The sequence below is a fragment of the Penaeicola halotolerans genome, from assembly GCF_016464625.1.
GTDB classification, from domain to species: Bacteria; Bacteroidota; Bacteroidia; order Cytophagales; family Cyclobacteriaceae; genus Penaeicola; species Penaeicola halotolerans.
Window position 1 is genome coordinate 511,471 of sequence record NZ_JAEAGO010000003.1, and the last position, 16,326, is coordinate 527,796.

General features: G+C 40.5%; 16 protein-coding genes. 9 read left to right on the forward strand and 7 right to left on the reverse strand.

What is annotated here, in order from left to right; genetic code table 11:
* Window positions 1-66 precede the first annotated feature (66 nt).
* From mdh to tilS, 3 genes are all read right to left on the reverse strand, one after another.
* Window positions 67-999, reverse strand: a complete 933-nt coding sequence (gene mdh / locus I5349_RS09770) for a malate dehydrogenase (protein ID WP_226390578.1) — start codon at window positions 997-999, stop codon at window positions 67-69.
* Window positions 1,000-1,150: 151 nt separating this feature from the next.
* Window positions 1,151-1,666, reverse strand: coding sequence for a Crp/Fnr family transcriptional regulator (locus I5349_RS09775; protein WP_226390579.1), 516 nt, complete (start codon window positions 1,664-1,666; stop codon window positions 1,151-1,153).
* A 4-nt stretch (window positions 1,667-1,670) separates the two neighbouring features.
* The gene (tilS, locus tag I5349_RS09780) at window positions 1,671-2,981 is read right to left on the reverse strand and encodes a tRNA lysidine(34) synthetase TilS (RefSeq protein WP_226390580.1); all 1,311 of its coding nucleotides are present in this window, start codon (window positions 2,979-2,981) and stop codon (window positions 1,671-1,673) included.
* A gap of 49 nt (window positions 2,982-3,030) precedes the next feature.
* On the opposite strand from tilS, the gene I5349_RS09785 reads away from it, so the two are divergent.
* From I5349_RS09785 to ispE, 9 genes are all read left to right on the forward strand, one after another.
* Window positions 3,031-4,620: an OstA-like protein gene (locus I5349_RS09785; protein ID WP_226390581.1), complete on the forward strand. Its 1,590-nt coding sequence runs from the start codon at window positions 3,031-3,033 to the stop codon at window positions 4,618-4,620.
* Between the two features lie 180 nt (window positions 4,621-4,800).
* Window positions 4,801-5,517, forward strand: a complete 717-nt coding sequence (locus tag I5349_RS09790) for a T9SS type A sorting domain-containing protein (protein WP_226390582.1) — start codon at window positions 4,801-4,803, stop codon at window positions 5,515-5,517.
* Window positions 5,518-5,597: 80 nt separating this feature from the next.
* A complete protein-coding gene (locus tag I5349_RS09795) occupies window positions 5,598-6,428 on the forward strand; it encodes an outer membrane protein assembly factor BamD (RefSeq protein WP_226390583.1) in 831 nt (276 codons plus the stop codon).
* A gap of 12 nt (window positions 6,429-6,440) precedes the next feature.
* A complete protein-coding gene (locus I5349_RS09800; RefSeq protein ID WP_226390584.1) occupies window positions 6,441-6,758 on the forward strand; it encodes a DNA-directed RNA polymerase subunit omega in 318 nt (105 codons plus the stop codon).
* Between the two features lie 5 nt (window positions 6,759-6,763).
* Window positions 6,764-7,981 carry a bifunctional phosphopantothenoylcysteine decarboxylase/phosphopantothenate--cysteine ligase CoaBC gene (coaBC, locus tag I5349_RS09805; RefSeq protein WP_226390585.1) on the forward strand — a complete coding sequence of 406 codons (1,218 nt, stop codon included), beginning with the start codon at window positions 6,764-6,766 and terminating at the stop codon, window positions 7,979-7,981.
* A 46-nt stretch (window positions 7,982-8,027) separates the two neighbouring features.
* Window positions 8,028-8,930, forward strand: a complete 903-nt coding sequence (gene porD / locus I5349_RS09810; RefSeq protein WP_226390586.1) for a type IX secretion system protein PorD — start codon at window positions 8,028-8,030, stop codon at window positions 8,928-8,930.
* A gap of 9 nt (window positions 8,931-8,939) precedes the next feature.
* On the forward strand, window positions 8,940-10,595 hold the full coding sequence (gene recN / locus I5349_RS09815) for a DNA repair protein RecN (RefSeq protein WP_226390587.1): 1,656 nt from the start codon (window positions 8,940-8,942) through the stop codon (window positions 10,593-10,595).
* 71 nt (window positions 10,596-10,666) lie between these two features.
* Entirely contained in the window at window positions 10,667-11,476 is an 810-nt protein-coding gene (locus tag I5349_RS09820; protein ID WP_226390588.1) for an enoyl-ACP reductase FabI, read from the forward strand.
* 49 nt (window positions 11,477-11,525) lie between these two features.
* A complete protein-coding gene (ispE, locus tag I5349_RS09825; RefSeq protein ID WP_226390589.1) occupies window positions 11,526-12,341 on the forward strand; it encodes a 4-(cytidine 5'-diphospho)-2-C-methyl-D-erythritol kinase in 816 nt (271 codons plus the stop codon).
* Between the two features lie 36 nt (window positions 12,342-12,377).
* On the opposite strand, the gene I5349_RS09830 is transcribed toward ispE, so the two are convergent.
* The 4 genes from I5349_RS09830 to tgt form a co-directional block, all read right to left on the reverse strand.
* On the reverse strand, window positions 12,378-13,004 hold the full coding sequence (locus I5349_RS09830) for a peroxiredoxin (RefSeq protein ID WP_226390590.1): 627 nt from the start codon (window positions 13,002-13,004) through the stop codon (window positions 12,378-12,380).
* A 103-nt stretch (window positions 13,005-13,107) separates the two neighbouring features.
* Window positions 13,108-14,037 (reverse strand): DMT family transporter, encoded by a 930-nt coding sequence (locus tag I5349_RS09835; protein WP_226390591.1) that lies wholly within the window; start codon window positions 14,035-14,037, stop codon window positions 13,108-13,110.
* A 5-nt stretch (window positions 14,038-14,042) separates the two neighbouring features.
* The gene (locus tag I5349_RS09840) at window positions 14,043-15,119 is read right to left on the reverse strand and encodes an LptF/LptG family permease (RefSeq protein ID WP_226390592.1); all 1,077 of its coding nucleotides are present in this window, start codon (window positions 15,117-15,119) and stop codon (window positions 14,043-14,045) included.
* Between the two features lie 8 nt (window positions 15,120-15,127).
* Entirely contained in the window at window positions 15,128-16,258 is a 1,131-nt protein-coding gene (gene tgt, locus I5349_RS09845; RefSeq protein WP_226390593.1) for a tRNA guanosine(34) transglycosylase Tgt, read from the reverse strand.
* Window positions 16,259-16,326: the final 68 nt, after the last annotated feature.

Genomic DNA, 16,326 nt, shown 5'->3' on the forward strand with positions numbered 1-16,326 from the left:
TGATAAGCAAACAAAAAGGACTGCTTCAATGCTGAAACAGTCCTTTTCTAAAATTATGAAGAGTGATTACTTACCTAATTTGTCTAAGACAGCCATCACCTCTTTTACGTGACCTCTAGAAACTTCAAGAAGGGCTTTTTCTTCTGCATTGAGGTCTAGTTCGATTACCTTTTCTATACCGTTTTTGCCCAAGATCACTGGTACACCTAAGTAGCAGTCATCGATACCATACTCACCATCGAGTTTGATACATACTGGAAATACACGCTTTTGATCTTTTACGATCGCTTCTACCATCTGAGCAGCAGCTGATCCTGGTGCATACCAAGCAGAAGTACCCATTAGTTTCACTAGTTCACCACCACCAAACTTCGTTCTTTCGATGATTGCATCTAGCTTATCTTTAGCAATCAACTCTGTTACAGGGATACCCGCTACTGTAGTATATCTAGGAAGTGGCACCATCGTATCACCATGTCCACCCATTAGGATCGCTTGAATCTCCTTAGGAGAGACGTTAAGCTCCTCTGCTAGGAAGGCTCTGTATCTTGCTGTATCGAGGATACCAGCCATCCCCATAACTTTAGTACGTGGCAACTTAGAAGTGATGTGTGCTTGGTAAGTCATGACATCTAGTGGATTTGATACCACGATGATGATCGCGTTTGGAGAGTGTTTTACGACATTTTCAGTAACAGACTTTACGATTCCAGCATTTGTCTCGATCAAGTCATCTCTAGTCATACCTGGCTTTCTTGGCAGACCTGAAGTGATCACCACTACATCAGAGTTAGCAGTTTTGCTGTAGTCATTTGTGCTACCGATAGTTCTGCTGTCATACACATCGATAGGCGCTTTTTGCCAAATGTCGAGTGCTTTACCTTCAGCTACACCTTCTTTGATATCTACTAGGACGATTTCTTGTGCGATCTCTTTGTACGCCAATACATCTGCACAAGTAGCACCTACGTTACCGGCACCTACTACTGTTACTTTCATATCTGTATATTTTGTGTTTTGTTAGTTTTAAAATCCGAACGCGAAGATACCAAAGAAGGTTTAGTATTTAAAGCTATCGATTGAAATGTTATTTGGATGGACAAAACACTTGATCGGCTACCTTTCAAGGGGTTAACCATCCTTATCCAAACTACTCATAAATCTCCCCTAAATTGAAAAAGCCAAAGGAGTCCTTGTATGCAGTGAATAGTCGAACGTAGTTTTTATTGTAAAACTCTGCCAACGAAGTCATCATCTTGGCCTTGATGCGAGCATTGGTAGCAAAAACTTCTTGAATCGTATCACTAGGAATGACATAAAGCTCCGCTTCTTCTGAGATGACTAGCGAGGTATAAACGCGTTTGGTTCCTTCCAAAAGGGAGTTTTCCCCAAAACATCCTCCTTTACCGACATGAAGAATCGTCTCAAACTCATCTTTGATATCCAAATTGAGCGTGATCAAACCCTTCTTGACGATGTAGATGGCTTGGCTTGGATCATTTCTAAAAAATACCACCTCATCTTTTTGATATTTACGTGTATGGATCAATGGTAAAAACTTCACCATCTCCGCATTGGTCAAACGCTCAAAAAAATTGATCCCCGCTAAAAAGGCGAACATCTCTAACTCCGTATCAGTGTACTTTTTCTTAAAAGGGTTCATCATGTTCTTAGTCTTTTCGCCATTTAAAATTTATTGCTCGAGTCGTAGATTCGCTGACTTTGAAGCGTTCAGATATCCTCAAACCTACTACCCAAACGATCTCTTCACCACTGAGTAGTACAGTGACTGCCTTTTTATCGACAAGTGGTATTTTCAAATCTATCAATAAATCACTGATTTTCTTAGCCTGCCGCATTCCAAGTGGCTGAAATCTATCTCCATGACGCCAAGTGCGCCATACTAGTGGCCATACTAATTTATCAGCATCCAATATGGCCGAAAAGCGATCCGTTGTCAATTTCCATGTATTGACTATTTGCCATTCAATACTTTGATTGGAGATTTCTATCCGACCATCTCCCTCTAAAAGTGTACATTCAAATTCATCCGAGATGCTATCATTCAACTGAAGTAACCCTCGATCAAGCCATGCGATTTGTGACTCTCCCTTGAATTGTTTACCTGAAGTCTCAGCCAAGTAACTCATCCAGATATCCTCACAGATGGACTCATTAAAACCAAAAGGCTTGAGCAAATAATGTAAAACAAGAACTGGATGTAGCTCACTTTCAAGTATTTTTAGATCAAATGTGCTAGTTAAAAAGTAATTTTGTCGCAGTCGCTCTACATGTGCTAGGAAATATGCTCCACTAGCGGCAATTCTAGCAAATGTCTGCGCTAATGTAGTCTCATAGTTAGGGTTGAGCTTTTCAATCGCAGGCAGCAACTCGTGCCTGATATAGTTTCGCTTGTACTTGACTTCCTGATTAGACTTATCTTCTCGCCACGCTATACCTTGTTCTGCTGCATAAGCCTCGATCTCTTCTCTCGAAAAGCTCAATAATGGTCTCACTAGATTGGCTCGTTTCTCCAAAATACCAGAAAGTCCCTCCACACCTGTTCCTCTGATGAGATTGCCCATGATAGTCTCCAACTGATCTCCAGCATGGTGTGCTGTAAGGATATACTTTAGTCCAAACTTTTGGCTAAGCTCCTCAAACCATCCATAGCGGATTTCTCGAGCAGCCATCTGTGTGGAGATTTGGCGGGATTGGGCATAGTCTTTGGTATCTGCACGGTGGACATGTAGCTTCCAGCCAAACTGATCAGCTAGTGATTGTACAAACTGCATATCCTGCTCGGAGTCTTCTCCTCTAAGTTGGAAATTGACATGAGCCAGTTCACATTGAAAACCTGAGCGGTGAAGTAAATGAGCCAAGACTACTGAATCTATGCCGCCACTAACTGCCAGTAATAGCCTATCTTCGGCATCGAAAAGCTGCTTTTCACGTACATATCTCAAAAATCGCTCATGCATAAGCCAAAAATATCAATTTTGAGTAATTTTGACCCTACGAAAAACTAAAATGCTAGTAAATCTCTCTAAATATATTTTTTTTAGTCTGGGTCTTTGTTTGATCTTATCAGCCAGTGATCTGCTCGCACAAGTCAGACCGGCAACTAATTCTAACAGGATTCAGATAAAACAAGCAGACGTACTTGTAGGTCAAACTAATGCTTATAGAAAACTCCGAGGCAATGTCATCTTGACTCAAAAAACTAGTACCATCTACTGCGACTCTGTAACATTGGATGACCTGAGAAATGAGGCAAAAGCATACGGAAATGTAAGAATCATAGATAGCGAAGATCCTGTAGTCATCACTTCGAAATATCTACTATATGAAGGTAATACCCGTATCGTGAGGCTCCGAGACAAAGTCGTCATGAGAGATGATAAATCTACACTCTACACTGATCAACTGGACTACGAAAGAGAAACAGGCATCAGCTACTACTATGATGGCGGCAAACTAGTAGACACTACAAACGTCCTCACAAGCGAGCGAGGCACCTATAATTCAATTACCAAAAAGGCTGTATTTGTCAAAAAAGTAGTGCTAGTAAATCCCGACTACACACTCAACAGCGACACTTTGGACTATTATACTGATACCAAAATAGCCACTACAGAGGGCCTCACTAAAATCGTATCAAAAAATGATGACCTGCTCACTGCCCGCGAGGGATTGAAGTATGATACAAGACAAGAAACTTTTGAGTTTTATCAAGGACGCATAGAAAATGACAAATCCATCACAGAGGGAGATTGGCTCTTCTATGACAAGCCTAAGATGTTTTATGAAGGCAAGGGGGACGTGAGCCTTTACTCCAAAGAGCGTGAAATGTACATCCTAGGAGATGAAGGTGAGTATTATGAAGACAGAGGCTTTAGCAAGGTTTTTGGCAAAGCTTTGATGAAAAAACTCTTCGAAAATGACACCCTATTCGTAGCTGCTGATACGCTCATATCTCAAGATAGCCCAGATATCAAGGAAAAATATGTCAGTGCTTACTATGGTGTACGAATATTCAAAAATGACCTCCAAGGTCTAGCTGATTCACTAGCCTATCAATTTACTGACTCCACTATCTACCTCTATAATGATCCCATCCTCTGGAGCGAGGAAAATCAAATGGAGGCAGACTCTATGAGGATATTGACGGCTAATGAGGCCATCGACAAGATCTACATGAAAGACCGCTCTTTTGTTACTTCAAAAGACACTAGTGATAACTTCAACCAAATCAAAGGAAGGGAAATGCTCACCCACCTCAAAGATGAACAAATATCAAAAGTAGATGTCAGTGGCAACGCAGAGAGCATTTATTACGTCTGGGAAAAAGATTCGATACTGATGGGAATGAACAAGCTCATTTGTAGTGATATGCTGATTCTGTTTTTGGATGGTAAGGTAAGTCGCATCAAAGCAATGGTCAAACCAGAAGGCACTCTTACACCTCCTGATGAATTTGTAGAAGACCAAAGGCTATTGCAAGGCTTTGCTTGGCGAGTAGAAGAAAGAACCACTTATGATGATATACTGGCGTGGCGAAGAGCAGCAGTGAGAAGAAAATTATTGCAAGAAGAGCTAGATCAGCTAGATGAAAAGTGAAAAAATACTCCATAACGAGCTTACAGATAGATTATTATTTTATCACAATATTTTTTATCAAAATACCCATCTATTTTAAAGTCAATTACGTAACTTTAAATATAATTCACTGAAAGCTTGAGTTTTGAACTTTAAACATCTTGAATGAAGCACTTTTAAGGATTTTATTTTAAATCACCTATGGCAAAAGTTTTTTACATAACTATATTTTTATGGTTGGGCACCACGATTGGATATGCTCAGGGTGTAAAAACGCTGCATGATGAAATCCTTATTCAATCAAGTGTCAATAAGACCATAACCAAATCTATACAGCTCAAAAACGATACACAAAAACCTGTCGATTTTTATCTTAGAGGTATCAGTGATGGACTTGGTTCTTCTCAAAAAATAGAATTATGCTATGGAGAGGATTGTTTTGATCTCAATAAAAATCTCAAAGGGATATACTTTACTTTAGCCCCTGGAGAATCTACTCAAGATTTGAAATTTAAGTTTGCTACAGGACTGACATCATCTTCTGGTAACTTCGATATCCTTTTTGCTTTGAATAATAACCCGAGAGACCTTCACAAGGTACATGTAGCTTATGCCGTAAGCGAAAGCAACACAAGCAAAACTGAACTGAATAGTTTCAATGGTATTTCACTAGGCAATATTTACCCTAATCCTGTGGAAAATCAAGCAAACATAGATTACAGAATTCTTGATGATGGAATTCAAGCAAGCATTACCATCTCTGATGTTTTGGGCTCTCCACTCAAAACTTTCAACCTTGACCAGCAAGTCAATAAAGTGAGCTTTTCAGCGATTGATTTTAGAGCAGGGATTTATTTTTATACTTTGCAGGTAAATGGCAAAAATATAGTCACCAAAAAGTTCGTTGTCAAAAGATGAGATAGGAGTATCATCTCCCATATCAACTTTAATTTTTGAATCTCGAACGTATCCATTAACTTTGCACTTTAAAATCAGCAATGAAAAGAGTTTTATTCAGTACCTTATGCATATTTAGTTTATTTCTCAGCACTTCATGTGGTAGCTATTACAAGCTAGAAAGAAGTGACGATTGGGAAGCGATCTACAATGCAGGCATTACCTATTACGAAAAGAAAGAGTACAATAGAGCATTGGTGCTTTTGGAGCGCGTGATTCCTGTGTACAAGGGTAGTGAAAAAGCTGAGAAAGCTGAATTTTACTACGCTTACTGTAAATACCACGCTAAATTATACTTAGAGGCATCTTTTCACTTCAAGAGTTTTTATGATGCATACAATAGAAGCCCTTTTGCCGAAGAAGCCCTCTACATGCATGGTTATTCGCTATACAAGGATTCTCCTGAGTACAACTTAGATCAACAAAGTACCAAAGATGCAGTCAATGCACTCCAAGTATTTGTCAATAGATATCCAAATAGTGAATATGCAGCGGAGGCATCCGAAATCATAGGTAATCTTCAAGTAAAATTTGAAAGAAAAGCGTATGAAGAGGCTATTCTATACTACAAACTGACCAAGGGGATCTACCCAAGGGATCACATGAGAGCGGCCATCCAAACTTTTCAAGGATTCCCTAAGTTATACCCTGACTCTAAATATAATGAAGAGCTTCATTACTTATTAGTGGAGACAGCTATCAAGTATGCAGATAATAGTTTCGATGCCTTAAAAGCAGAAAGAATGGAAGACGCGCTAAAGTTTAGCATGAGCTTTTTAGAAAAATATCCTACGAGCCGGTACACCAAAGAAGTTAATGACTTCAAATCAAAGGCAGAGGAAACGATCAAAAAAACAGCAAGTAACAAATAAATAAAATATCATATGGCTTCTAATCCATCTATCATCACTAGAGATCTAGATAAAATAGCTGCTCCTACGGGAAACGTTTACGAATCTCTCGTAGTAGTCTCTAAAAGAGCAAGACAAATCTCTACTCAAATGAAAGAAGAGCTCAACTCAAAGTTGGCTGAGTTCGCTTCAACAGTAGATAATCTAGAGGAGATCTTTGAAAACAAAGAACAAATCGAAATCTCTAAATTCTACGAAAGAATGCCAAAGCCATCTACCCTTGCGATGGATGAGTTTTTGGAAGGCAAAGTTCACTTCCGCAGACCAGACACAGAGGCTGACGAAAAATAAGCCCTATGTCACTTCATGGGAAGCGCATATTATTAGGTGTTACAGGGAGTATCGCAGCTTACAAAGCGGCTTCACTCGTAAGACTATTGATCAAATCAGGAGCAGAAGTAAAAGTCATCATGACTACTTCTGCTTCTGCATTTATCACCCCTCTCACGCTGGCGACCCTTTCTAAAAATCCTGTGCTCACCGAATTCGTCAAAAATGAATCTGGTGAATGGAACAATCATGTAGAATTGGGACTGTGGGCAGATATTATGCTAATAGCCCCTTTGACGGCCACTACACTTGCCAAGATGAGCCAAGGCCAAAGTGACAATCTCCTGACTGCTACATACCTCTCAGCTCGATGTCCTGTGGTAGTCTGTCCCGCAATGGATCTAGACATGTATCAGCATCCCAGTGTTATCGATAATTTACAAAAGATACAATCTTACGGTAACCAAGTCATAGCAGCTGAGCACGGAGAACTCGCTAGTGGTCTAGAAGGACAAGGCCGTATGGCAGAACCTGAACACATAGTAGAGTATCTTAGATATCATTTTGCAAAAAACACACCTCTCAAAAACCGAAAAGTCTTAGTCACTGCAGGGCCAACCTATGAGCCGATCGATCCTGTGAGATTTATTGGAAATCACTCCTCCGGCAAAATGGGGTTTGCTATAGCGGATGCCTTAGCTACTGCAGGTGCTGAAGTTCACTTAGTACATGGCCCTACACATGAGCGAAGCACACAAGCCAACATCCATCACTATGCTGTCACATCAGCTGCAGAAATGTACGGTAAATGCCTAGAAATTTTCCCAAAAACAGATGCTGCCATATTATCCGCAGCAGTAGCTGATTTCACGCCTAAAGCCCCCGCAAAAGAAAAAATCAAAAAACAGGCTGGAGAGGATAGCATGGCCATCGAACTTATCAAAACCACTGATATCGCCAGAGAGCTGGGGACTCTTAAAAAAGCACATCAAGTGATCGTAGGCTTTGCTTTAGAGACAGAAAATGAGTTAAATAATGCGCAAGAGAAACTACAGCGTAAAAACTTTGACTTCATCGTACTCAACTCACTGAAAGATGAAGGTGCTGGCTTCGGTCATGATACCAATAAAGTTACCTTGATATTTAAAGACGAACAATCTAAGTCTCTGCCCCTGCTTTCAAAAAGTGCTGTAGCCAAAGAAATCGTCCAAGAAATCAGCCGAATATTTAGCCAAAAGAGCTAATTGGCTTTCTACAATATTCTGTATCTTTATTTTTCGTTATCAAATCATGACATACCGAAAAATACTATACCTCTTACTTTTGACGCTCTTCACGCAGCCACTCTTAGCACAAGAGTTAGCCTTCACCGTCACAGTCAATGCTGATCGTGTGCAGACGACTGAGCGTAGGATTTTTCAAAACATGCAGTCATCCATTGAGCAGTTTCTAAACAATCGAAAATGGACCACAGATGAATTTAGTCAACAAGAGAAAATCAAAGGCAACCTAGTCATAACCATTGAGCAGATGCCTACTTTGGGAAATTTCTCTGCGACTGTACAAGTGCAAACAACACGCCCTGTCTACAATACCAACTATGAGTCTTTAGTGCTTAATTTTGCTGATCGAAATTGGCAGTTTGAATACTTAGAATCACAGCCACTAGAGTTTAATCCTAATAATTTCACCAATAACCTGACCTCTCTTTTGGCCTTTTATGCCTATGTAGCCATCGGATTAGACTATGATACTTTTAGCAATCTGGGAGGAAACCCTCACTTCGAGCAAGCTTACAATGTGGTAAATAATGCCCAACAGTCTCCAAGACCAGGATGGAAACAGTTTGAAAGTAATAGAAATAGATATTGGCTAGCTGAAAACTTGTTTATCAACCAGACCATGGCACCAGTTCGTGAAGCCATCTATCGATATCATAGACATGGATTGGATAAAATGTCCAGCGATCCCGCAGCAGCAAGAGAAGAGATACTTACACTACTGGTGAATATCGAAGCAGCGGCTAGGACAGTTCCTGGTGCAATACTAATAGTGTCTTTCATGGATGCCAAATCAGACGAGCTAGTCAATATCTTCAAAGCAGGTACGACTGAAGAAAAGCAGAAAGCTTATGATCTGCTCAGTAAGATCGATCCCAATAATAGCAATAAGTACAGAAGTCTTATAAATTGACCCAAACCTATGCTGAAAAGTCTAGAGATACATAATTATGCCCTCATAGATGGCCTCCAAATGTCCCCTGATGCTGCACTTAGTATGATCACAGGTGAGACTGGTGCTGGTAAATCCATCATGTTAGGAGCTATAGGACTTTTACTGGGCAATAGAGCAGATACCAAAGTACTCTTCGATGAGGAAAAAAAATGTGTGATCGAAGGAGTATTTGATATCCAGCAGTATGATTTAAAAGCACTTTTTGATCAAGAAGAGTTGGACTATGACCAGCACTGTATCATCAGAAGAGAAATTGCGCCCAGTGGTAAATCCAGAGCATTTATCAATGATACTCCCGTGCTACTAGATACGCTCAAAACAATCGGTTCCAAGCTCATGGATGTACATTCTCAGCATGATACATTACAGCTTGGTTCCAATGAATACCAACTCGAAGTCATCGATACATTTGCTCAAAATCAAAGTTTGCTAAATGACTATCAGCAAGCCTATAGAAGCTACAAAAAAGCTGAAAAAGCCTATAATGACTTAGTCAAGTCAGCAGCTGATATGCAAAAAGAGGCTAACTTTAATCGCTTTCAATTTGAAGAACTAGATGCTGCTAAACTACAAGCTGACGAGCAAGAGTCTCTGGAATCGCAGCTCAACCTACTTGAAAATGCAGAGGAAATCAAACGCAAACTAGCTGAGTCCACTGAACTACTAGAAGGGGAAAACTTGGCTGCCATTGACCTCATTCGCAGAGTAGTTGACAACCTACAGCAACTGTCTAATTTTGGACCTACCTATCAGCAGTTATTTGAGCGTATCAATAGCGCATATATCGAACTCAAAGATATCTCAATAGAACTTGTTCAGGCAGAGGAATCCATGGAAGTGGATTTCGAACAGACTGAAGAGATGAGACAAAGACTCAGCACCATCTATCAACTGCAAAAAAAGCATGGAGTACTCAGTGTGGCTGATTTGATCTCGCTCAGGGATCAACTAGATGAAAAACTGCAGCAAGTCGAAAACTTAGAAGAGGACCTTTTGGCCAAGAAAAAAGCGAAAGAAGCAGCGTATGAAACTACGATAGCCTATGGCCAAAAGCTCTCAAAAGCAAGAACTGAACATTTTGCTAAATTCACAGATCAAATAGAAAAACTGCTTCACGAACTAGGCATGGAGAATGCCCAAATGCAAGTGCAGCATCAAACCATAGCTCCTTCAGCTTCAGGCTTGGATGAAATAGCTATTCTCTTCACAGCTAACAAAGGTATGAAGCCTCAGCCACTCAAAGCTGTAGCATCGGGCGGTGAGTTTTCTAGATTGATGTTTTGTGTGAAATATATCCTTGCCGATAAAAAAGCCCTTCCAACACTGATTTTTGACGAGATCGATACAGGAATCTCTGGAGAGATCGCCCTCAAAATGGTACGAATGATGCGACAGATCGCTCAAAAACTACAAGTAATCTGTATCACACACTTACCACAAGTAGCCGCTAAGGGTGCTGTGCATTACTTTGTGTACAAAGACAACTCACAAGCTAAGACAATCAGTAAAATCAAACGACTAAGCGAATCAGAGCGTATCCAAGAGATCGCCCAAATGATAGGAGGAGCTCAGCCAACAGATTCTGCCTATCAGAGTGCCAAGGAACTGTTGGAAATTTCTTAAGGTACATTACTCGAATTTCCTTAGATTTACGACTTAATCATTTTCAAAACCTTAGATAAAGAACCTGAAAAATGGCGAATGACTTACTAAAAGGTAAATTAGGTATCATCACTGGCGCATTAGATGAAAACTCTATCGCTTGGAAAACTGCCCTAAAAGCTAAAGAACAAGGCGCAAAATTCGTCTTGACCAATGCCCCAATCGCAATGAGAATGGGCGCAATCAATGAACTCGCGCAAGAATGCAATACCATCGTCATCCCTGCCGATGCGACTTCACTAGAAGATATAGAAAAGCTTTATACAGAAGCAAAAGAATACTTAGGTGGAAACTTTGACTTCCTACTTCACTCTATCGGGATGTCACCAAATATCCGTAAGGGTAGATCTTATGGTGACCTCAACTATGACTGGGCTGTCAAGTCATATGATGTCTCTGCCATCTCTTTTCACAAAATGATGCAAGTAGCTGAGAAAATGGACGCCATGAATGAATGGGGCTCTATCATCGGACTTTCTTACATCGCAGCACAGCGAGTTTATCCTTTCTACACAGACATGGCTGATGCCAAAGCCCTTCTTGAGAGCATCGCTAGAGGCTACGGATACAGATACGGTAAACTCAAAAAAGTAAGAGTCAATACGATCTCTCAGTCTCCTACTAAGACCACAGCGGGAACTGGCATTGGAGGATTTGATTCATTCTTCAATTTCGCTGATAAGATGTCTCCACTTGGCAATGCCTCTGCAGAAGCTTGTGCAGAGTATATCATCACGATGTTCTCAGACTACACACGCATGGTCACGATGCAAAACCTCTTCCATGATGGTGGCTACTCTTTCACTGGAGTATCTGAAGAACTCATGGATTTAGTAAAATAATCATCCTTACCCTCACCGAAAAGTGAGGGTATTTCCTTTTTAAGACCCCATGGTAGTATTTCCAAACTGCAAAATAAACCTAGGACTTCGAATCACTAGCAAACGAAATGATGGCTATCATGATATAGAAAGTTGCTTTATCCCGGTAGCTTGGACTGATGCGCTAGAGATCGTCCCTTCTAGTAAAAAAACTAGCTTCGAACAGTCTGGCATCACTATTCCTGGAGAAGCTCAAGACAATCTTTGCCTCAAAGCTTTTAAACTTTTGCAGAAGGACTTTCAACTACCAGAAGTGCAGATTCATTTATTGAAAAATATTCCTATTGGTGCTGGTCTAGGAGGAGGTTCTGCTGATGCTGCTTTTACACTAAAAGTACTTGATCAACTATTTGAACTGTACTTAGACGACTTTATATTAGAGGAGTATGCTGCTAAGTTGGGGAGTGATTGCGCCTTTTTTATCAAAAACACCCCTCAAATAGCCACTGGAAGAGGCGAAATCCTTGAACCGATAACACTGCCGCAACTAAACGGAAGGCAGCTCCTCTTGATCAATCCTAACATTCATATCAGTACACAGGAAGCCTACAGTGGCGTCAAGCCAAAGAAGTCTGAAAGCTCGCTCAAAGACATCTTGATCGACACACCGCTTCACCAGTGGAAAGAGCATGTGTATAATGACTTTGAAGACTCCATTTTTCCCAAATATCCCGAACTAGCAAAGATAAAGTCAAAACTTTATGAGACTGGAGCCCTATATGCTGCTATGTCGGGAAGTGGATCCACGCTCTTTGGCATATTTGATAGGACACCTCCTAAATTAGATTTGCCTAGTAACTATCAAGTTTGGGCTGGAGCCTTATAAAAAATGCCCTATGAAAATCATAGGGCATTTTGCTAATCACAGCTTTGTAGTTCTTAAGTATGGCTTCTTAGTATCATATCCTTGAGGAAACAACTTATTAGCTTCTTCATTAGATACAGAGGGCAAAATCACGACATCCTTGCCATGTTCCCAGTCGGCAGGAGTAGCTACTTTCCTATTATCTGTCAACTGTAAGCTGTCAATTACTCTAAGTAATTCATTGAAATTACGACCTGTAGAAGCCGGATAGGTCAGTGTCAATCTGATCTTTTTATTAGGATCGATGATAAAAACTGATCTAACAGTAGTTTTCTCTGTAGCCTGTGGATGGATCATATCATAAAGTGTAGCTACTTTACGATCAGAATCTGCCAAAATAGGGAAGTTCACTGTAGTATTTTGCGTCTCATTGATGTCTTTGATCCACTCATGGTGACTCTCCACTCCGTCCACGCTGAGCGCGAGTACCTTTACATTCCTTTTGGCAAACTCATCTTCCAATCTAGCTGTAGCTCCTAACTCAGTAGTACATACAGGTGTGAAATCAGCTGGATGCGAAAATAAAACACCCCATTTATCTCCTAACCATTGGTGAAATTTGATTGGTCCTACAGAACTCTGTGCCTCAAAATCTGGCGCAATCTCTCCTAATTTTAATGACATGATATTTATACGTTTTATGAAACATTCTTTACTATTTACTTAACTCCTATCGGATTAGTAGGGTTTTGATAAAAGTGTTAAATAAATATAAAATTGAATGAATTTAGCGTCTCACACCACCACTGATCTTGATGGTAGCCCTCCGCTTGTTCCAATAGTTAAACACAGGATAGAGTAATACAGAAATGAGGATGATCAATGTCCCAATGTAAAATCCAGTAGTCATTTTTTCCTTCTCCCCAAAAATCAAAACTGCTAGGATAATACCATAGACAGGCTCAAGATTTACTGTGAGATTGATTGCAAAAGCACTTAATCGCTTCATGAGATCTACAGAAACTGAAAAAGCATAAACCGTACAAAATCCACTCAAGATCAATAGCCAAAACACATCTTCACCAGTTGGGATTAATTGAATTCCGGCTCCATCAGCAAAGAAATAAGCATACACAGGCATGAAAAGCACTGCAAAAATACATGCCCCAATCATCTCATAAAAAGTGATCATGTAAGGGTTAAAACGCTTGGTGAAGCGACCATTAATCACTGTAAAAAAAGCTGCAATAAAAGCAGAAGCTACTGCCATCAGTAATCCTACCGCATGATCAAACTCAAAAGAAAAAATCACATACAAGCCCGAAATGACCAATATGCCTAAAAAGACTTCATAAGGCTTCACTTTAGTACCATTCATAAAAGGCTCCACCAAACTCGTCCATAAAGAGCAAGTAGCCATGCCTGCTAGACAAACAGAGATAGTAGATACTCTCGCTGCCCAAAAGAACAGGATCCAATGAGCAGAAATCAAAAAGCCTGTCCCCACTATACGCAGTAAATCAGCTTTTTTGAGCTGGATGTTGCGCTTTCTAAACAAGAAAATCACACCCAAAATCAGTGTAGCAAACAACGTCCTGAAGAATACTACTTCTACAGATGGAATAGAAATGAGCGCGCCAAGTATAGCCGTAAATCCCCAAATCATCACGATAAAGTGAAGCTTGAGGTAGTCAGTCATTTGTTCGTTTTTCAACATATAGATTACCTAGGTACAGTTCGGTACATGATCCCTCCTATCACCAAAAAGATGATATTGGGCATCCAAACTGCTAATATAGGAGAAGTCGAGCCTGTCTCAGCAAACGTCTTGGTCAATAAAAATAAAATGATGTAAATGAAGGAAAGCATAAAGCCGAGTGCTATCTGATAGCCCGATCCTCCGCGAGTCTTTCTAGCGGACACGATCACACCGATAAATGTCAACACTATAGCGGCAAATGGTGACATGTAGCGAATATACTTTTCGATAATATAGATATTCACATCGTCCGCACCACGTGACTTGAGTAGCTGTATATGGTCTGTGAGCCCTGGTAGAGTGAGTGTCTCCCAAAGCCCTTTCGAATTGCCAAAGTCAGCTGGAGTGATCGAAAGTACAGTATCCATCGAATTTCCCGTTCTGAAGATCTCCGTACTATCTTTGATGATGCGATGCTTCCAGTTTTTGACCGTCCAGCTATTCTTGGTTGTATCCCACTGTATTCGCTCAGCATTGAGTTTTTCTAGCAGCTTGTTGTCTTGAATTTTCTCTAAAGAGAAGACATAGCCGATGTCCGTATTGTTGTAATAGGTCTGTATATAAGCATAAGTGTCTTCTGCGATCTTGATATGCTTATTGCGCTCATCATTGTAGTATGGATCTTCTAGGTAAGTGGCCTGAAAAGCAATCCGCCCTTTATTGGCATTGGGCAATATCCAGCCATTGAGCACAAAGCTAAAGCTAGCAATGATCATGGAGGCAATAAAGTATGGACGTAGAAATCTCCAAAAACTCACCCCACTACTCAATATCGCTACTACTTCTGTTCTGCCTGCCATACGAGATGTGATAAACACCACTGCGATAAATACCGTAATCGGTGTCAGCAGATTAGCCATATAAAGGCCAAAATTTAAAAAATACATCAAGATCTCAGCAGTAGGAACATTCTTTTGGATGAAGTCGTCATTCTTCTCTGTAAAATCTATGACTAGAATGATCGAAATCAGGATCAAGACCACGAAAACATAGGTCTTCAAAAAATCCTTGATGATCATTCTATCGAGTATTTTAAACATAGTGATAATTAAAGTCTTTGGCTTACTTTTTTGACCATTTGGTCTTTCCACTGAGAAAAATCTCCTGCTAAGATATGTTCTCTGGCTTGCCCTACTAACCACAAGTAAAACGCCAAATTGTGAATACTGGCTATTTGTGCACCAAGTATTTCTTTGGCATGCACCAAATGTCTCAAATATGCCTTGGAATAGAAAGCACTTACCTCATTTCCTATCGCTGGATCTATTGGACTGAAATCATCCTCCCACTTTTTATTCCTAATATTGATGATTCCCTCGGATGTAAACAGCATTCCATTTCGAGCATTTCTAGTGGGCATCACGCAGTCAAACATATCTACTCCCAGCGCAATCCCTTCTAGGATATTGGCGGGAGTACCCACCCCCATCAGATAGCGAGGTTTGTCTTGGGGCAAGATATCTGTGACCATATCTGTCATCTCATACATCATCTCAGCAGGTTCACCTACAGAGAGTCCTCCGATGGCATTGCCCTCTCTACCAAAAGAAGCTATCGCCTCAGCTGACTGCACCCTTAGATCCTTATACACACTCCCCTGTACGATAGGAAATAATGTCTGACTGTAGCCATAAAGCCCCTCTGTCGCATCAAATCGCTCACAGCAGCGCTTCAACCATCTATGAGTCATCTCCATAGAGTTTTTAGCATAGTTGTATTCGCATGGATAAGGCGTACATTCATCAAAAGCCATGATGATATCAGCCCCAATTTTGCGTTGGATGTCCATCACGCCTTCGGGAGTAAATACATGCTTAGCACCATCTATATGAGATTTGAAGACTACGCCTTCTTCTGTGATCTTTCTATTTTCAGCCAATGAAAAAACTTGATATCCTCCACTATCTGTAAGGATAGGACGATCCCAACCATTGAACTTGTGCAGTCCACCAGCCTTCTGTAGTATATCTAAACCAGGTCTCAAGTACAAGTGATAAGTATTGCCCAAGATGATTTGTGCTTTGATATCCTGCTTGAGCTCTCGCTGATGGACAGCCTTCACCGTACCAGCAGTCCCCACAGGCATAAATATAGGCGTCAAAATATCCCCATGGTCTGTACTGACTACGCCAGCCCTTGCTTTACTTTTCGGATCTTGTGCCTTTAGTTCAAATTTCATTCAATTGCCGCTTTATTGCTTAGTTTTAAAGGCTACAAAAATATAACCTTCTAGCCAATATTTTATTC